Annotated in this window: 14 protein-coding genes; 7 read left to right on the forward strand and 7 right to left on the reverse strand. The window is 71.2% G+C overall.

The window, feature by feature from the left end; translation table 11 throughout:
• A partial coding sequence (locus O3X23_RS19540) for an NYN domain-containing protein (RefSeq protein ID WP_269272721.1) occupies positions 1 to 1,023 on the reverse strand: 1,023 nt, incomplete at its 3' end.
• A 210-nt stretch (positions 1,024 to 1,233) separates the two neighbouring features.
• On the opposite strand from O3X23_RS19540, the gene O3X23_RS19545 reads away from it, so the two are divergent.
• The 5 genes from O3X23_RS19545 (at position 1,234) to O3X23_RS19565 (ending at position 5,807) form a co-directional block, all read left to right on the forward strand.
• Positions 1,234 to 1,395: a hypothetical protein gene (locus O3X23_RS19545; protein ID WP_269272722.1), complete on the forward strand. Its 162-nt coding sequence runs from the start codon at positions 1,234 to 1,236 to the stop codon at positions 1,393 to 1,395.
• A gap of 302 nt (positions 1,396 to 1,697) precedes the next feature.
• Positions 1,698 to 3,014, forward strand: a complete 1,317-nt coding sequence (locus tag O3X23_RS19550) for a DUF2252 domain-containing protein (protein WP_269272723.1) — start codon at positions 1,698 to 1,700, stop codon at positions 3,012 to 3,014.
• Between the two features lie 59 nt (positions 3,015 to 3,073).
• Complete coding sequence (locus tag O3X23_RS19555) at positions 3,074 to 3,736, forward strand: hypothetical protein (protein WP_269272724.1); 663 nt, start codon at positions 3,074 to 3,076, stop codon at positions 3,734 to 3,736.
• Positions 3,737 to 3,786: 50 nt separating this feature from the next.
• Complete coding sequence (locus tag O3X23_RS19560) at positions 3,787 to 4,587, forward strand: thioredoxin domain-containing protein (RefSeq protein ID WP_269272725.1); 801 nt, start codon at positions 3,787 to 3,789, stop codon at positions 4,585 to 4,587.
• A 218-nt stretch (positions 4,588 to 4,805) separates the two neighbouring features.
• Positions 4,806 to 5,807, forward strand: a complete 1,002-nt coding sequence (locus O3X23_RS19565; protein WP_269272726.1) for a zinc metalloprotease — start codon at positions 4,806 to 4,808, stop codon at positions 5,805 to 5,807.
• 45 nt (positions 5,808 to 5,852) lie between these two features.
• Here O3X23_RS19565 and O3X23_RS19570 read toward each other — a convergent pair whose 3' ends face one another.
• Positions 5,853 to 6,458: a dienelactone hydrolase family protein gene (locus O3X23_RS19570; RefSeq protein ID WP_269272727.1), complete on the reverse strand. Its 606-nt coding sequence runs from the start codon at positions 6,456 to 6,458 to the stop codon at positions 5,853 to 5,855.
• A gap of 51 nt (positions 6,459 to 6,509) precedes the next feature.
• On the opposite strand from O3X23_RS19570, the gene O3X23_RS19575 reads away from it, so the two are divergent.
• Positions 6,510 to 7,616 carry a mechanosensitive ion channel family protein gene (locus tag O3X23_RS19575; RefSeq protein ID WP_269272864.1) on the forward strand — a complete coding sequence of 369 codons (1,107 nt, stop codon included), beginning with the start codon at positions 6,510 to 6,512 and terminating at the stop codon, positions 7,614 to 7,616.
• Between the two features lie 18 nt (positions 7,617 to 7,634).
• Here O3X23_RS19575 and O3X23_RS19580 read toward each other — a convergent pair whose 3' ends face one another.
• From O3X23_RS19580 to O3X23_RS19600, 5 genes are all read right to left on the reverse strand, one after another.
• Positions 7,635 to 9,215 (reverse strand): Na+/H+ antiporter, encoded by a 1,581-nt coding sequence (locus O3X23_RS19580; RefSeq protein WP_269272728.1) that lies wholly within the window; start codon positions 9,213 to 9,215, stop codon positions 7,635 to 7,637.
• 58 nt (positions 9,216 to 9,273) lie between these two features.
• A complete protein-coding gene (locus O3X23_RS19585) occupies positions 9,274 to 9,723 on the reverse strand; it encodes a GNAT family N-acetyltransferase (protein WP_269272729.1) in 450 nt (149 codons plus the stop codon).
• A complete protein-coding gene (locus O3X23_RS19590; RefSeq protein WP_269272730.1) occupies positions 9,723 to 10,664 on the reverse strand; it encodes an RluA family pseudouridine synthase in 942 nt (313 codons plus the stop codon). The genes O3X23_RS19585 and O3X23_RS19590 overlap by 1 nt, the downstream gene beginning before the upstream one ends.
• Before the next feature lie 69 nt (positions 10,665 to 10,733).
• Positions 10,734 to 11,315, reverse strand: a complete 582-nt coding sequence (gene lspA, locus O3X23_RS19595; RefSeq protein ID WP_269272731.1) for a signal peptidase II — start codon at positions 11,313 to 11,315, stop codon at positions 10,734 to 10,736.
• Positions 11,316 to 11,411: 96 nt separating this feature from the next.
• Positions 11,412 to 11,987: a TraR/DksA family transcriptional regulator gene (locus O3X23_RS19600; protein ID WP_331283925.1), complete on the reverse strand. Its 576-nt coding sequence runs from the start codon at positions 11,985 to 11,987 to the stop codon at positions 11,412 to 11,414.
• Positions 11,988 to 12,557: 570 nt separating this feature from the next.
• Between O3X23_RS19600 and ileS the strand changes: the two genes are divergently transcribed.
• Positions 12,558 to 15,695, forward strand: coding sequence for an isoleucine--tRNA ligase (ileS, locus tag O3X23_RS19605; RefSeq protein WP_269272733.1), 3,138 nt, complete (start codon positions 12,558 to 12,560; stop codon positions 15,693 to 15,695).
• Positions 15,696 to 15,763: the final 68 nt, after the last annotated feature.

The raw sequence follows: 15,763 nt of genomic DNA on the forward strand, positions 1-15,763 counted from the left end.
GAAGACCTGGCCGACCTCGACGGGGTCGCCGCTGACGGCGGTGATGTCGGCCGCCCGGTCCGCCCAGCGCTGCTCCGCGCTGGTGAGCGGGGCGAGCGTCGGCAGGCCGCTGGTGTCCGGCACGTCGGGTCCGTTGCCGGGGCCGCGCTCCGACCAGGTCTTGTCGGACGACCAGCGGAGCGTGGCGTTGGGCACGGGGTGCGGGACCGGTGCCTGCTGGACGCGGCCGAGCACCGCGAGGTCCTTGGGGGTGGGCACCCCCTTGGCGGCGGCCGCGGCATCGGCGGCCGCGTCGGGGTGCCCGGTGCCGGCGGGCGCCGGACCCGAGCCGTTCTTCGCCGGGTGCGGGTGCGGGTCGGGAAGGGCGCCCGGACGTCCGGTGCCGCCGGCGGAGCCGGCGGGCTCGGGCAGCGGTGCGGAGAGGATCGCCTGGATCTCGGGGCGCGGGGTGGGCGGGGCGCAGGCGCCGGCGACCTCGCGGGCCCGGATCGCGCGGGTGATCCACTCGCGGTCGAGAACCCGGCGCTCGTCCGCCTCGGCGACCAGGTCCTCGGACTGGTTGTAGTCCCCGTCGGCGGCCTGCACGGCCCACAGGTGGACGGCGACGCCGTGCTCCTTCGCGGACATCATGCCGGGCAGCAGATCGCCGTCGCCGGTCACCAGCACCACGTCGGAGCAGGCCCGGTTGCGGGCCAGCTCGGAGAGCTCGGCGTGCATGGCCGCGTCGACGCCCTTCTGCGCCCAGCGGCCGTCGGTCCTCGTCAGTGCGCCCAGCCGGACGGTGACCCGCGGCATGACGCGCAGCCGCCGGTGCTCCGGCTGCGGGACGCGGTCGGGGGCGCCGTCGAACCAGTAGATCCGCAGCAGCGGCTGGCCCGTCTCCAGCTCGGCCCGCTCGCGCAGACCCGCGACCACGGCGGCGTGGTCGACGGTGATGCGCGACCGGGAGGGTTCACCGGCCAGAAGGCTCGCCGCGGCGCCCAGGAGATATCCGGCGTCCACCAGGACAACGCAGCGGTCCATGTTGCACCTCTTCCGGTCGTCCCCCGGCACGGATTTTCCCCGAGTCTGCCCCAATATCGGGGCGTTATAAGCCGGAACTCGATCATCGGCGTGGCGGTTTCCGAAATTAAGGGGATCCTCCACCACCGCCTGCCCGAAATGCGCGCTTCGTACGCGCGTGCAAGCCTGATAGCGGTTCAACGTCCGAGATCCCCTATAGGAGGGACGATCGTGGGTAAGAACAAGAATCGCCGGAACGAAGGCCAGGAGAAGGAACGCAGCCAGGCCGTCGAAGCGCAGGAGCAGGCGAAGAACAGCGCCGCTCAGGAGCAGGTGCTTCCGACCTCGGAGCAGGTCTCCCGCCGACAGCAGAAGAGGTTCGGCCACAACTGACCTCTCGCCGGCCGCACGCGACCGGTCCGGAGCGGCGGTACCCCTGGGCCCCGGGGTGCCGCCGCTCCTGCTGTTTTCTCGACAGCCCCTTCAGGGAACGTACGATCGAATTCCCCGCCCTCCGGCATATTCAATAACGGCATGCGCCATGTACCGCGATATCCGGCCCCGGGTATTTGCGAACGGGTATTTCCACGGCGCCCCGGCCGCGCCGAGCCGTCCCGCCCCCGCCGGCCGCGGGCCCGCCGCGTAGGCTCGCCCGTTGATAGATCTCCGGCACGACCCCTGGAGGGGCGGCAGCGATGCCCATCGCACACACCACCGACGAGCAGCGCGGTACGAAGATCCTCGACGTGTTCGGCACCGCCTTCGGCGAGCTGCTGGCCGCCGATCCGGCCGCCTTCCGCGTCAAGTTCCGCAAGATGGCCGCCTCCGCGTTCGCCTTCTACCGGGGCACGGCGGGCCTGTTCTACTCCGACCTGGAGGACGGCAGGGACAGCGGCCCGTACGTGGACCAGCGCACCGGCCGGGTGTGGATCCACGGCGACCTGCACGCCGAGAACTTCGGCACCTACATGGACGCCAACGGCCGGCTGGCCTTCAACGTCAACGACTTCGACGAGGCCTACGTCGGCCCGTTCACCTGGGACCTGAAGCGCTTCGCCGCCTCCGTCGCCCTCATCGGCTACACCAAGGCGCTCGGCGACGACACGATCACCGGCCTGGTGCGCACCTACGCCGTCGCGTACCGCGACCGCATCCGCGAGCTCGCCAAGGATGAGGACCTGCCGCCGCTCACCCTGGACACCGCGCAGGGCCCGCTGCTCGGCGCGCTGCGCCACGCCCGCTCGCAGACCCGCTTCGGACTGCTCGACTCGATGACCGAGGTCCGCGACTGGGACCGCCGCTTCCTGCCGGGCGGCGGCGCCATCGCGCTGGACGACGCGACGCGCGAGGAGGTGCTCGCCGCCTTCACCTCGTATCTGGGGACCCTCCCCGAGGCCAGCCGGATCCGCCCGGACAGCCACCGCGTCAAGGACATCGTCGGCCGCCGCGGCATCGGCATCGGGAGCGCCGGGCTGCCCTCGTACAACCTGCTGCTGGAGGGCACCACCGACGCGCTGGAGAACGACGTCGTGATCTACATGAAGCAGGGGCAGACCCCGGCGGTCTCCCGGCACATCACCGACCCCGCGGTGCGCGACTACTTCCGGCACGAGGGCCACCGCACGGTGATCTCCCAGCGCGCCCTGCAGGCCCACGCCGACCCGTGGCTCGGCTGGACCGAGCTGGACGGCGTCGGCCAGCTGGTCGCCGAGGTCTCCCCGTACGCGGTGGACCTCGACTGGTCGGACCTCGACGACCCGGAGCAGATCGAGGCCGTGGTCGCCGACCTCGGCCGGGCGACCGCCGCGATGCACGCCGCCGCGGACGACGAGAGCGGCCACTCGCTGGTCCCGTTCTCCACCGAGGACGCCATCGACGAGGCCATCGGACGGGACGAGGAGGGCTTCGTCCCGATGCTGGTGGACTTCGCCCACAGCTACGGCGCCCAGGCCCGCGCCGACCACCAGATCTTCGTCGACCTGTTCCGCAACGGACGCATCCCGGGGCTTTAGCCCCACAGGTTGGGGCCCTTTAGGTTCCACCTACCGACCGGCATGGCACACTCTGCGCCATGAAGGGCATACGGCCACCGCTGAGGGCGCTTCGTGCTGCCCTCTTCGCGGCGTTGTGCGTCACTCTCTCCTCCACCTCGCACGTGCTGATGTCGCACACGCCCCTGCCGCTGGCCACGGTGGCGGGGGCCTACGGCGCCGTCTTCGCGCTGGCGTACGCGCTGGGCGGCCGGGAGCGCGGCTTCTGGCCCATCGCCGGGGTGCTGGTACCGCTGGAACTTGCGGTGGACACGCTGTTCACCGCCGGTCAGCACACCTGCTACGGCCCCGGCGGCGGCCCGGTCACCGGCTCCTGGCGCTCCCTGAACGAGGCGCTGCTGTGCGACGGCGGCCAGGTCGGCTCGCCGCTCGCCGCCGTTCCCGGGGCGCCCGCCGCCACCGATCCGACGACCGGCCCGTGGCTGCTGCTCGCGGTGCACATCACCGTGGGGCTGCTCGCCTCCTGGTGGGTGCGGCGCGGCGAGGCCGGTCTGCAGCGCGTCGTGCGCGCGATGGCAGCCGCCGCGTTCCGGCCGCTGCTCGTCGCGGTGGCCGCGCTGCGCGCTCCGGCCGCCCGGCCGCGGCTGCCCCGCTCCCGGCCCGGACAGGCCGGGGGCCCGCGGTCCCGGCCGCTGCTGCACTCCCTCGTACGGCGTGGTCCGCCGTCGCTGGTCGCTCTCTGACCACCGGCCCGCCCACCCCACACCCGTACTGACACGGAGACCCCATCACCATGAGCAGCAGAAACAGCCAGGCCAACAAGCAGGCAGCCCGCGAGCGGCTGCGCGCCGAGCGCGAGAAGCACGCGAAGAAGGCCAAGCTCAAGCGCCAGTTGCTGGTCGGCGGCGCGGTCATCGCGGCGATCGCGATAGCCGGCGGCGTCGCCGTCGCCGTGAACGAGATGAACAAGCCCGGCGAGTGGGAGGCCGCGGCGAAGAAGGCGCTCGTCAAGCCGGCCAACACCTCCGGCACCGACGGAACGGTCGTCGTCGTCGGCGACCCGGCCAGCAAGTTCAACCTGGACGCCTACGAGGACATGCGCTGCCCGGTCTGCGCCTCCTTCGAGCAGGAGTCCGGCGCGGCCGTCCTGAAGGGCGCCGCCGACAAGAAGTACAAGATCACCTACACCATGGGCACGTTCCTCGACGGCAACGGCGGCACGGGTTCCAAGAACGCGCTCAGCGCGCTGGGCGCGGCGCTGAACGTCTCCACCGACGCGTTCACCCAGTACCACACGCTGCTGTACTCCAAGGACGTCCACCCCGAGGAGACCAAGGACGAGTTCGGCAGCGACTCCAAGCTGATCGAGCTGGCCCAGAAGGTCCCCGCCCTCAAGGGCAACAAGACCTTCGAGGACGCCGTGAAGAACGGCACCTACGACAAGTGGGCGCTGACCATGAGCGACAAGTTCAACAAGGCCGAGGGCGTCACCGGCACCCCGACGGTCAAGCTCAACGGCAAGGCCATCGAGGTCATCGGCCAGCCCTCCGCCACCGTCATGGCCGCCATCGACAAGGCCATCAGCGGGAAGTGACCCATAAGTGATGCACCGTCAGGGACCGGCCGGCAGGACGCGGCCGGTCCCTTGCGTGTCCGGCGAGCGGACAGCGGGACCCGCTGAGCCGTGACGATTTTCGGCCAGCCGGCCACCCTGGGGGCTGATTCCAGCCCTGACGCGTACACGGAGATCCTCTATAGCCTCCGCAGCAGCGGCTACCAGCCGCTCAAGCCGTCGTGAAGTTGAGGAGAACTATGCGCCCCTCCGTACTCGCCGCCCGACTCACCGGTCGCGTCCCACGCCGCCTTCTCGGGGCCGCGGCCATCGCGGGAGCCCTCGCGTTCACGCCGGTGGCCGCCTCGGCGGGCACCGTCAACGCCCACAAAAGCACCGCGAAGACGTCGGCCGCCCAGCAGTGTGCGGAGGGCACTGCTGGGAACGGCGCGGCCCGCGAGATGCCCGGAGCGACCGCCCACGAGCCCAACGCCCTCACCCCGGCGCAGGCCAAGGTGATGGACCGCGACCTGAAGAACCGCACCACCGCGCTGCGCCGGGCGGGCGTCAACTCCGCCAAGGCGAAGGCGATCTCGATCCCGGTCTACTTCCACGTCATCCACAACGGCGCCACCGGCAAGCTGACCGCCGCGCAGATAGCCGGCCAGATCGACGTGCTGAACAAGGCGTACGCCGGACAGGGCGACGGCAACACCACCACCCCGTTCACGTTCAAGCTGCTCAAGACCGACTACACGGACAACGCGGCCTGGTACAACGTCGCCCCTGACACGGCCGAGGAGAAGGCCATGAAGACCAAGCTCCGCAAGGGCGGAGTGAGCAGCCTCAACGTCTACAGCGCCAACCTCGGCGGCGGGCTGCTCGGTTGGGCGACCTTCCCCGAGTGGTACCCGGGCGACCCGAAGAACGACGGAGTCGTCATCCTCGACGAGTCCATCCCCGGCGGCACCGTCACCAACTACAACGAGGGTGACACCGCCACCCACGAGGTCGGCCACTGGCTCGGCCTCTACCACACGTTCCAGGACGGCTGCACGGAGCCCGGCGACTACGTCGCGGACACCCCGCAGGAGGGCGAGCCCGCCTTCGAGTGCCCGGTCGGCAGCGACACCTGCACCGCCGAGGGCCTGGACCCGATCAAGAACTTCATGGACTACACGTACGACAACTGCATGACCCAGTTCACCCCCGGCCAGGTCCAGCGGATGAAGGACTCCTGGCTGTCCTACCGAGCGAGCTGACACCGAGCCGGGGGCCGGGCCTCGGGGCCCGGCCCCCGGCCCCGGTCAGAGTTCCGCCAGGAACCCGAGCGCCACCGCCCACGTCCGCTCCGCCGCCTCCTCGTCGTAGTCCGGCAGCTCCGGGTCCGTGTAGAGGTGGCCGGCCCCCCGGTACCGGTGGACCTCCACGTCCGCCCCCACCCTGCCCATCCGCAGGTACCACGCGTTGAGCCAGTCCTCCGACTCGAACGGATCCGGCTCCGCCACATGCAGCTGCACCGGCAGCTCATCCGTGACCGCGCCCTCCGCGATGTCCGACGTGCCGTGCAGGAGCAGCAGCCCGCGGGCCTTCTCGTCGCCCAGCGCGAGCGTCTGTGCGATGGAGCCGCCGAGCGAGAAGCCGGCGTAGACCAGCCCCTGGTCGGAGTGCGGGGCCGCGGCGGCCACCGCCCGCTGGAGGAGTTCCTCGCGGCCGATCGCGTCCTTGATCTTCATGCCCTCCTCGACGGTGTCGGCCGTCCGCCCGTCGTAGAGGTCGGGGACGTGCACCTCGTGCCCGGCGGCACGCAGTCGCCCGGCGGCCGCTCGCACGGCGGGCCGCAGCCCGTAGGCCGAGTGGTACATCACGATTTTCACGGGGCTGCCTTCACTCGCTGTCGGGTACGCGTCCATGGTGCCAGTACCGTCGGGGGCACAAAGCACCCAGAGGGAGCCCGTGTGGACATGGAGAACGTGCTGCGACCAGTGATCGTCATCGGAGCGTCGGTGGTGGTGACCCTGGTGGTCGGCTGGGCCCTGGACAAGGCGCTCCTGAAGATCGACGCCCGCCACCCGGAAACCCCGCTGTGGGGGCTGCTGCGCCGCTGCCGGGTCCCGTTCCAGCTCGTGCTGTGCACGGCGCTGCTGCGCGCCGCGTACCCGGCGGCGCAACTCGCCAAGGGTCACGACGCGGCGGTCGGCCAGGTCCTGAGCCTGGTGCTGATCGGGGCGTGCGCGTGGCTGGCGGTGCGGATGGCGTCCGCGGTGGTGGACGCGTCCTACGACCGCTACGCCTCGGTGTCGCACAACACCGCCAGGGTCCGCCGGGTCCGTACCCAGGTGACGCTGATCCAGCGGGTGGTGACGGCCGTGGTGATCGTGGTGGCGATCTCCGCGATGCTGTTCACGTTCCCCGCGATGCGCACGATCGGCGCCTCGATGCTGGCCTCGGCCGGGATCATCGGCATCGTGGCCGGTGTCGCGGCCCAGTCCACGCTCAGCAACGTCTTCGCCGGGCTGCAGATCGCCTTCGGCGACATGGTGCGGATCGGCGACACCGTGGTGGTCGACGGCGAGTGGGGCACGGTCGAGGAGATCACCCTCACGTATCTGACGGTGCGGACCTGGGACGAGCGCCGGATCACGATGCCTGTGTCGTATTTCACCAGCAAGCCGTTCGAGAACTGGTCGCGCGGCGACCCGATGATGACCGGCACCGTCTTCTTCCACCTGGACCACTCGGCCCCCATCGACCTGATGCGCGAGCAGCTGCACCTGGTGCTCAAGGAGTGCGAGCAGTGGGACCAGCGGGCCTGGGGACTGGTCGTCATCGACACCACACCGACCACCATCCAGGTGCGGGCGCTGGTCACCGCCAAGGACGCGGACGACATCTTCACCGTCCGCTGCGTCGTCCGCGAGAGCATGCTGGAGTGGGTGCGCCGCGAGCACCCGTACGCGCTGCCGCGGATCAACACCGCGATCGCGCCAGGACTGGAGGCGGAGCCGCCGCGGCCGCCGGCCGCCCCGCCCACCCCGGACGACATCGGCCCGGGCCCGGGCGCGCGGTAGTACGCGGCCGGAGCGGGCTCAGCGCACCGAGCGCAGGTCCAGCAGGCGCAGGACCCGGTCGACGACCTCCGGGTCGGAGTCCGGTTCGCTGCGGGCCGCCAGCACCTCGTGCCGGGCGGCGGACATCATCTCGGCCTGGATGCGCTGTATGGCGCGCAGCCGGTCGGTGCGCCGGGCGTGCGACTCGCGCCGGTCGTCGTCGACGATGTCGGGGGAGATCCGGACGCCGAGGTCGAAGGCGCGCCGCTGGAGCATCTCCGAGACCTCCTCGTCGAGCGGCTCGTTCTGCTCGATCTCCCGCAGCCGCTGCTTGGCGGCCTTGGTGGCGCGCAGCGCGAGCCGCCGCTCCAGGTCGTGCTCGGCGTGGATATTGCCGCGCACGCCGAGCCTCCGGACCAGCCAGGGCAGCGTCAGGCCCTGGAGGACCAGGGTGGCCAGAACGACCGCGAAGGCGATGAACAGCAACTCGTCACGGGCCGGGAAGGGCCCGGCGTCCGAGGTCAGCGGGATGGCGAGGGCCAGGGCGACGGACGCCACGCCACGCATCCCCGCCCACCACACGACGACGGTCTCCCGCCAGGTCATCGGGATGTCTTCGTCGTGCCGCTTGTCCCGCCACCGGCGGGCCAGCCACGCGGCCGGCAGCAGCCACACCAGCCGGACCCCGACGACCACGGCGACCACCACTCCGGCGTGCGAGAGCATCGACCCCCAGCGGCCGGCGCCGACGGCGAAGACATTGTGCAGTTCCAGCCCGATGAGGCCGAAGGCGACGCCGGTGACGAGGGTGTCGACGATCTCCCAGAAGGTGGCGCCGGCCAGCCGGGCCGTCACGTCGTCCGCCCCGACGGCGTGCTCGGCCAGGAAGAGGGCGGTGGTGAGCACGGCGAGGACCCCGGAGCCGCCCAGCTCCTCGGCGAGGCCGTAGGAGGCGAACGGGACCAGCAGCGTCAGCCCGATCTGCAGGACCGGGTCCCCGACGACGCCCATGAGCTTGTTGGCGGCCCAGCCCAGCGCCAGACCGATCGCGATGGCGACCACGGCGGACAGCACCAGCTCGCCGGCCGCGTGCGCCACGGAGAACTTCCCGGTCACCGCCGCGGCGATCGCCACGTGGTAGAGCACGATCGCGGTGACGTCGTTGAACAGCCCCTCGCCCTCCAGGACCGAGACCATCCGCCGCGGCAGTCCCAGGCTCCCGGCCACCGCGGTCGCGGCCACCGGGTCGGGCGGCGCCACCAGCGCGCCGAGCGCGACCGCGGCGGCGACCGTCACCCCGGGGACGATCGCGTTGGCGACGACCGCGACGGCCGCCGTCGTGACGAAGACCAGGGCGACCGCCAGCAGGAAGATCGCCCGTTTGTTGACCGCGAACTGCCGCCACGAGGTGCGCTGCACGGACGCGTAGAGCAGCGGCGGCAGGACGATCGGCAGGATCAGGTCGGGGTCGATCTGCACGTTCGGAACCTGCGGCAGCAGGGCCAGGACGATGCCGAACAGGGTCATCAGGACCGGTGACGGCAGACCCATCCGGTCGCCCAGCGGCACCATGACGATGGCCGCGAGCATGAGCGTGAAGAAGAGGACGAGCTGGTCCACGGCGGGCGGCTCCTGGGGTTCCTGGGGATGGACGCCTCAGGGTGCCACAGGCGGCCCGTCAGCCCAGGGAGCGCCGCATGGCGCGGTGCGCGATGCCCGCGTCGGGGAACTCCGGCCCGAACACGGTGTAGCCGAGCCGCTCGTAGAAGGCGATCGCGTGCACCTGGGCCTCCAGGTAGACGCCCGCGAGTCCGAGCCTGCGGGCCTCGTCCTCCAGCGCGGCGACCAGCCGGGCGCCGACGCCGGTGCCGCGGGCGGGCTTGAGCACGGCGAGCCGGCCGAGGACCGCGGTGTCCGGGTCGCCGCCGTTCTTGGCGGCGGCGTCGGCGCCCAGCAGCAGCCGTCCGGTCCCGGCGTCCGGGGCGAGCACGTGCACGGCGCGGCCGTCCTTGCCGTCCCACTCCAGCTCCGCCGGAACGTTCTGCTCGACGACGAAGACCTCGCGGCGGATGGCGTGCACGGCCGCCATGCCGTCGGCGTCCTGTGCCGTGACCACCCGGACGTCCATCAGACGCTGTCCTCCCGGACGACGTCGAGGGCGCGCTGGAGGTCGTCGGCGTACGCGCTCTCGAACTCCACCCAGCGGCCGTCCGACGGGTGCTCGAAGCCGAGTTTCACCGCGTGCAGCCACTGGCGGCTCAGGCCGAGGCGCTTGGAGAGCGTGGGGTCCGCGCCGTACGTGAGGTCGCCGACGCAGGGGTGGCGGTGGGCGGACATGTGCACCCGGATCTGGTGCGTGCGGCCGGTCTCCAGCTTGATGTCGAGCAGGCTGGCGTGCCGGAACGCCTCGATGAGGTCGTAGTGCGTGACGCTGGGCTTGCCCTCGGCGATCACGGCCCACTTGTAGTCGTGGTTCGGGTGGCGGCCGATCGGAGCGTCGATGGTGCCGCTCATCGGGTCCGGGTGGCCCTGCACCAGCGCGTGGTAGCGCTTGTCGACGACGCGCTCGCGGAACTGCTGCTTGAGCAGCGTGTACGCGCGCTCGGACTTGGCGACGACCATCAGCCCCGAGGTGCCCACGTCGAGCCGGTGCACGATGCCCTGGCGCTCGGCGGCACCGGAGGTGGAGATGCGGTAGCCGGCGGCGGCGAGGCCGCCGATGACGGTCGTGCCGGTCCAGCCGGGGCTGGGGTGCGCGGCGACGCCGACGGGCTTGGAGATCACCACGAGGTCGTCGTCGTCATGGACGATGACCATGCCCTCGACGGCCTCGGCCACGATCTGCACGGGCTTCGGCGGCTCCGGCATCTCGACCTCGAGCCAGGCTCCGCCGTGCACCCGGTCGGACTTCATCGCGGGGCTGCCGTCGATGGAGACCTTCCCGGAAGCAGCCAGCTCCGCCGCCTTGGTGCGCGAAAAGCCGAACATACGCGCGATGGCGGCGTCGACGCGCTCGCCTTCTAGGCCGTCGGGTACGGGCAGGGTCCGGGTCTCGGGAAGGGTACTCACCTGGTCGAGTATGACGGACGACGGTGGCAGCTCCGTCCCGGTGGCCCGGGACGGACGGCCACCGGCGGCTCAGTCCCGGTGCACGGTGCCGTCCGGGTCGAGGCCGCGGAAGGAGAGCAGCACGATCAGGACGCCGCCGCAGACGATCGCGGAGTCGGCGAGGTTGAAGACCGCGAAGTGGGCGGGGGCGATGAAGTCGACCACGTGCCCCTCCAGGAATCCCGGCGAGCGGAAGACCCGGTCGGTGAGGTTGCCGAACGCCCCGCCGAGCAGCAGCCCGAGCGCGATCGCCCAGGGCAGGCTGTAGAGCTTGCGCGCCAGCCGGGCGATCACCACGATCACGCCGGCCGCGATGATCGTGAAGATGATCGTCATGCCCTGGCCGAAGCCGAAGGCCGCTCCCCCGTTGCGGATCGCCTCCAGCCGCAGCCAGCTGCCGAGCACGTCGATCGGGGTGTCCCGGTGTTCGAGGCTGGTCACCACCCACAGCTTGGACAGCAGGTCCAGGGCGTACGCCAGCGCGGCCACCGCGAGCAGGATGACGATGCGCCGCTTGCCCCTGGGTGCGGCGAGCGGCTCCTCCTCGGAGGCTCCGGCCGCTTCCGCGGCCTGTTCGTCCCGTTCCTCGATGCCCTGCTCCGCTTCCGTCACGTGAGTCCCTCAGCCTTGTGCCGCCAGGCCGAATCCTGGCTGTGGACGAGGGTACGGCACCCGCTGGGGGTCCCCCCGCCGGAGGTAGGGGGAGGGTCAGCGGCGCTCCTGCCGCTGCTTGCAGTCGATGCACAGCGTGGCCCGCGGGAACGCCTGCATCCGCGCCTTGCCGATCGCGTTGCCGCAGGACTCGCAGCGGCCGTAGGTGCCCTCGTCGAGGCGCTCCAGGGCGTGCTCGGACTGGGCGAGCGTCTCGCGGGCGGTGGCCGCCAGCGACATCTCGTGCTCCCTGCTGATGTTCTTGGAGCCGGTGTCGGCGTCGTCGTCACCCGCGCCGCCTCCGGAGTCCCGCAGCAGACCCGCCACCGACGCCTCCGAGGACACGATCTCGGCCCGCAGCCGCTCGGCCTCCGCGAGCAGCTCCGCGCGCGCCTCCAGGACCTCCGACGCGGACCACGGGTCCTCCCCCGGACGTACCGGGAGCACACCGGGCTCATCGGCCGCCCGGGAGGCGGGGACCGCGGACGCGACCGTACCGGCCGCCGTCTTCTTCGCTACCACCTTTTTGGCTCCCGTCTTCTTCGCCACGACCTTCTTGACGGCCTTCTTGGCGACGGTGGCCGCCTTCTTCGCCGGTGTCGTCTTCTTGGCGGCGGTCTTCTTCACGACCATGGCCGCGACCCCTTCACATTCTGTGATCCTGCTCGCGGATCGTGCCGGAACGGTAGAACGGCTCCGGACCCGCGGCAACGGGGCACGCCGCTCGATCCTCCCGCCACGCCCGGTAGGCCGACGGGTCTGCATCCTGTGTGCCCAGGTGACACACCAGGTATGCCGGTAACCACCGGTAGTGACGCCGTACGGCCGGACTTCGGTTGTTCCCATCCGGCCATTCGGGTCAGCGGGAACCGGTCCGCGGACCCGTGAAACCAGGCCGACACGGCCGCCCCGGGCCCCGTACACTGGCGGCAGCGAAAAGGCGTGGAAAGGGACGAGTAGCGCCGCACGCAGCCAAGAGCGACCCGGGGACGGTGGAAGCCCGGGGGTGTGCGCGACGCGAAGATCACCCCGGAGCCGCCGGAGGAAAGCCGCAGGGCGAGTAGAACCGGCATCGCGTCCCCAATCGAGGGGGTCCAGGAGGCGCCGCCTCCGGGGCCAAGAAGGGTGGTACCGCGGGAGCGCGAGCTCTCGTCCCTTCGTCGGAACACGGAAACACGTGACAGTCCGCCGGAGGCACCACCGATGACGCCGCAGTACCGCCAGGTACCCGCCCAGGTCGACCTTCCCGCTCTCGAGCACGAGGTGCTCGACTTCTGGAGCGAGAACAAGATCTTCGCCCGCTCCCTCGACCAGTCCGAGGGGCTGCCCGAGTGGGTCTTCTACGAGGGTCCTCCGACCGCCAACGGCATGCCCGGCGCGCACCACATCGAGGCCCGCGTCTTCAAGGACGTCTTCCCCCGCTTCAAGACCATGCGGGGCCACCACGTGACCCGCAAGGCCGGCTGGGACTGCCACGGGCTGCCCGTCGAGCTGGCCGTCGAGAAGGAACTCGGCTTCACCAGCAAGCAGGACATCGAGGACTACGGCATCGCCGCGTTCAACGCGAAGTGCCGCGAGTCGGTGACCCGCCACACCGACGCCTTCACCGAGCTGACGACCCGCATGGGTTACTGGGTCGACCTGGAGGACGCCTACCGCACGATGGACCCGCAGTACGTGGAATCCGTGTGGTGGTCGCTGCAGCAGATCTTCGACAAGGGCCTGCTGGTCCAGGACTACCGCGTCGCCCCCTGGTGCCCGAAGGACCAGACCGGCCTGTCCGACCACGAGCTGGCACAGGGGTACGAGACGGTCGTCGACCCCTCCGTCTTCGTCCGCTTCCCGCTGACCTCCGGCCCGCTCGCGGGCGAGGCCGCCCTCCTCGTCTGGACGACCACCCCCTGGACGCTGGTCTCCAACACGGCCGTCGCCGCGCACCCCGACGTCGCCTACGTGGTGGCGACCGACGGCACCGAGCAGCTGGTCGTCGCCGAACCGCTGCTGGAGAAGGCCCTCGGCGAGGGCTGGACCGCCACCGGCACCCGCTTCACCGGCGCCGAGATGGAGCGCTGGACCTACGAGCGCCCCTTCGGCTTCGTCGAGATCGCGGACGCCCACTACATCGTCAACGCCGAGTACGTCACCACGGAGGACGGCACGGGCCTCGTCCACCAGTCCCCCGCCTTCGGTGAGGACGACCTCAAGGTCTGCCGCGCCTACGGCCTGCCGGTGGTCAACCCGGTCCGCCCCGACGGCACCTTCGAGCCGGAGGTCCCGCTCGTCGGCGGCGAGTTCTTCAAGAAGGCGGACGAGAAGCTGGTCGCGGAGCTCCAGCGCACCGGCCGTCTCTTCCGCCACGTCCCGTACGAGCACAGCTACCCGCACTGCTGGCGCTGCCACACCGCGCTGCTCTACTACGCGCAGCCGTCCTGGTACATCCGCACCACCGCCGTCAAGGACGCGATGCTGCGGGAGAACGAGAAGACCAACTGGTACCCGGACTCGGTCAAGCAGGGCCGCTTCGGCGACTGGCTGAACAACAACGTCGACTGGGCGCTCTCCCGCAACCGCTACTGGGGCACCCCGCTCCCCATCTGGCGCTGCGAGGAGAACCACCTCACCTGCGTCGGCAGCCTCACCGAGCTCGGTGAGCTCACGGGCACCGACCAGTCCGCCCTGGACCCGCACCGCCCGTACATCGACGACGTCACGTTCCCCTGCCGCAGCGAGGGCTGCGAGCTCACCGCCGTCCGGGTCCCCGAGGTCATCGACGCCTGGTACGACTCCGGGTCGATGCCCTTCGCGCAGTGGGGCTACCCCCACCGCAACAAGGAGATCTTCGAGAAGAGCTACCCCGCGCAGTTCATCTCCGAGGCGATCGACCAGACCCGCGGCTGGTTCTACACGCTGATGGCCGTCGGCACCCTGGTCTTCGACCGGTCGTCCTACGAGAACGTGGTCTGCCTCGGCCACATCCTCGCCGAGGACGGCCGGAAGATGTCGAAGCACCTGGGCAACACCCTGGAGCCCATCGCGCTCATGGACCAGCACGGCGCCGACGCCGTCCGCTGGTTCATGGCGGCCGGCGGCTCGCCCTGGTCCGCCCGCCGGGTCGGCCACGGCACGATCCAGGAGGTGGTCCGCAAGACCCTCCTCACCTACTGGAACACCGTCGCCTTCCAGGCCCTGTACGCCCGCACCGCCGGCTGGACCCCCAGCGCGAGCGACCCGGCCCCGGCCGACCGCCCGCTGCTGGACCGCTGGCTCCTCGGCGAGCTCCACACCCTCACCCGCGACGTCACCGAATCCCTGGAGTCGTACGACACCCAGCGCGCGGGCAAGCTGCTCTCCTCCTTCGTCGACGACCTGTCCAACTGGTACGTCCGCCGCTCGCGCCGCCGCTTCTGGCAGGGCGACGCCGCCGCGCTGCGCACCCTGCACGACGTGGTCGAGACGGTCACCCGCCTGATGGCCCCGCTGACGCCGTTCATCACCGAGCGGGTCTGGCAGGACCTCGTCGTCCCGGTCACCCCGGACGCCCCGGACTCCGTCCACCTCTCCTCCTGGCCGGTCGCCGACGAGTCCGTGATCAACCCGGTCCTCTCCGAGCAGATGCTGCTCGTCCGCCGCCTGGTGGAACTCGGCCGGGCGACCCGCGCCGAATCCGGCGTCAAGACCCGCCAGCCGCTCTCCCGCGCGCTGGTGGCCGCCGCCGGCTTCGACTCCCTCGACCCGGCCCTGCACACGCAGATCACCGAGGACCTCAACGTGGTCTCCCTCGCCTCGCTCTCCGAGGTCGGCGGCTCCCTGGTCGACACCACGGCCAAGGCGAACTTCCGGGCCCTGGGCAAGCGCTTCGGCAAGGGCGTCCAGGACGTGGCCAAGGCCGTGGCGGCCGCCGACGCGGCCGCCCTCTCCGCGGCCCTGCGCGACGGCACGGCCTCCGTCGAACTCAACGGCGAGCGGATCCCGCTCTCCCCGGACGAAGTGATCATCACCGAGACCCCGCGCGAGGGCTGGTCGGTGGCCTCCGACTCCGGCGCCACCGTCGCCCTGGACCTGGAGATCACCCCGGAACTCCGCCTCGCGGGCCTGGCCCGCGACGCGATCCGCCTGATCCAGGAGGCCCGCAAGAACTCGGGCCTGGACGTGGCGGACCGCATCGCCGTCCGCTGGCAGTCGTCGACGGACGACCTGGCCACGGCCCTGACCGAGCACGCCACCCTGGTCTCCGACGAGGTCCTGGCAACGGACTTCGCCCGCGGCGAGCCGGACCAGACCTACGGCCGGCCGTTCACGGACGACCAGCTGGGCCTGACCTTCCATCTCCGCAAGCAGTAGAAGACCAGAAGGCCGCCGCCCACCCCACCAAGGGATGGACGGCGGCCTTCGCCATGCGCCGGAGCGGG

It is taken from the genome of Streptomyces sp. H39-S7 (assembly GCF_027158205.1).
Lineage (GTDB): Bacteria > Actinomycetota > Actinomycetes > Streptomycetales > Streptomycetaceae > Actinacidiphila.

What these genes read in the sequence shown, in the direction of transcription:
- O3X23_RS19550 (WP_269272723.1), top strand. Translation starts at nt 1,698, where the DNA reads ATGCCCATCGCACACACCACCGACGAGCAGCGCGGTACGAAGATCCTC.
- O3X23_RS19555 (WP_269272724.1), top strand. Translation starts at nt 3,074, where the DNA reads ATGAAGGGCATACGGCCACCGCTGAGGGCGCTTCGTGCTGCCCTCTTC.
- O3X23_RS19560 (WP_269272725.1), top strand. Translation starts at nt 3,787, where the DNA reads ATGAGCAGCAGAAACAGCCAGGCCAACAAGCAGGCAGCCCGCGAGCGG.
- O3X23_RS19565 (WP_269272726.1), top strand. Translation starts at nt 4,806, where the DNA reads ATGCGCCCCTCCGTACTCGCCGCCCGACTCACCGGTCGCGTCCCACGC.
- O3X23_RS19570 (WP_269272727.1), bottom strand. Translation starts at nt 6,458, where the DNA reads ATGGACGCGTACCCGACAGCGAGTGAAGGCAGCCCCGTGAAAATCGTG.
- O3X23_RS19575 (WP_269272864.1), top strand. Translation starts at nt 6,510, where the DNA reads ATGGAGAACGTGCTGCGACCAGTGATCGTCATCGGAGCGTCGGTGGTG.
- O3X23_RS19585 (WP_269272729.1), bottom strand. Translation starts at nt 9,723, where the DNA reads ATGGACGTCCGGGTGGTCACGGCACAGGACGCCGACGGCATGGCGGCC.
- O3X23_RS19600 (WP_331283925.1), bottom strand. Translation starts at nt 11,987, where the DNA reads ATGGTCGTGAAGAAGACCGCCGCCAAGAAGACGACACCGGCGAAGAAG.
- ileS (WP_269272733.1), top strand. Translation starts at nt 12,558, where the DNA reads ATGACGCCGCAGTACCGCCAGGTACCCGCCCAGGTCGACCTTCCCGCT.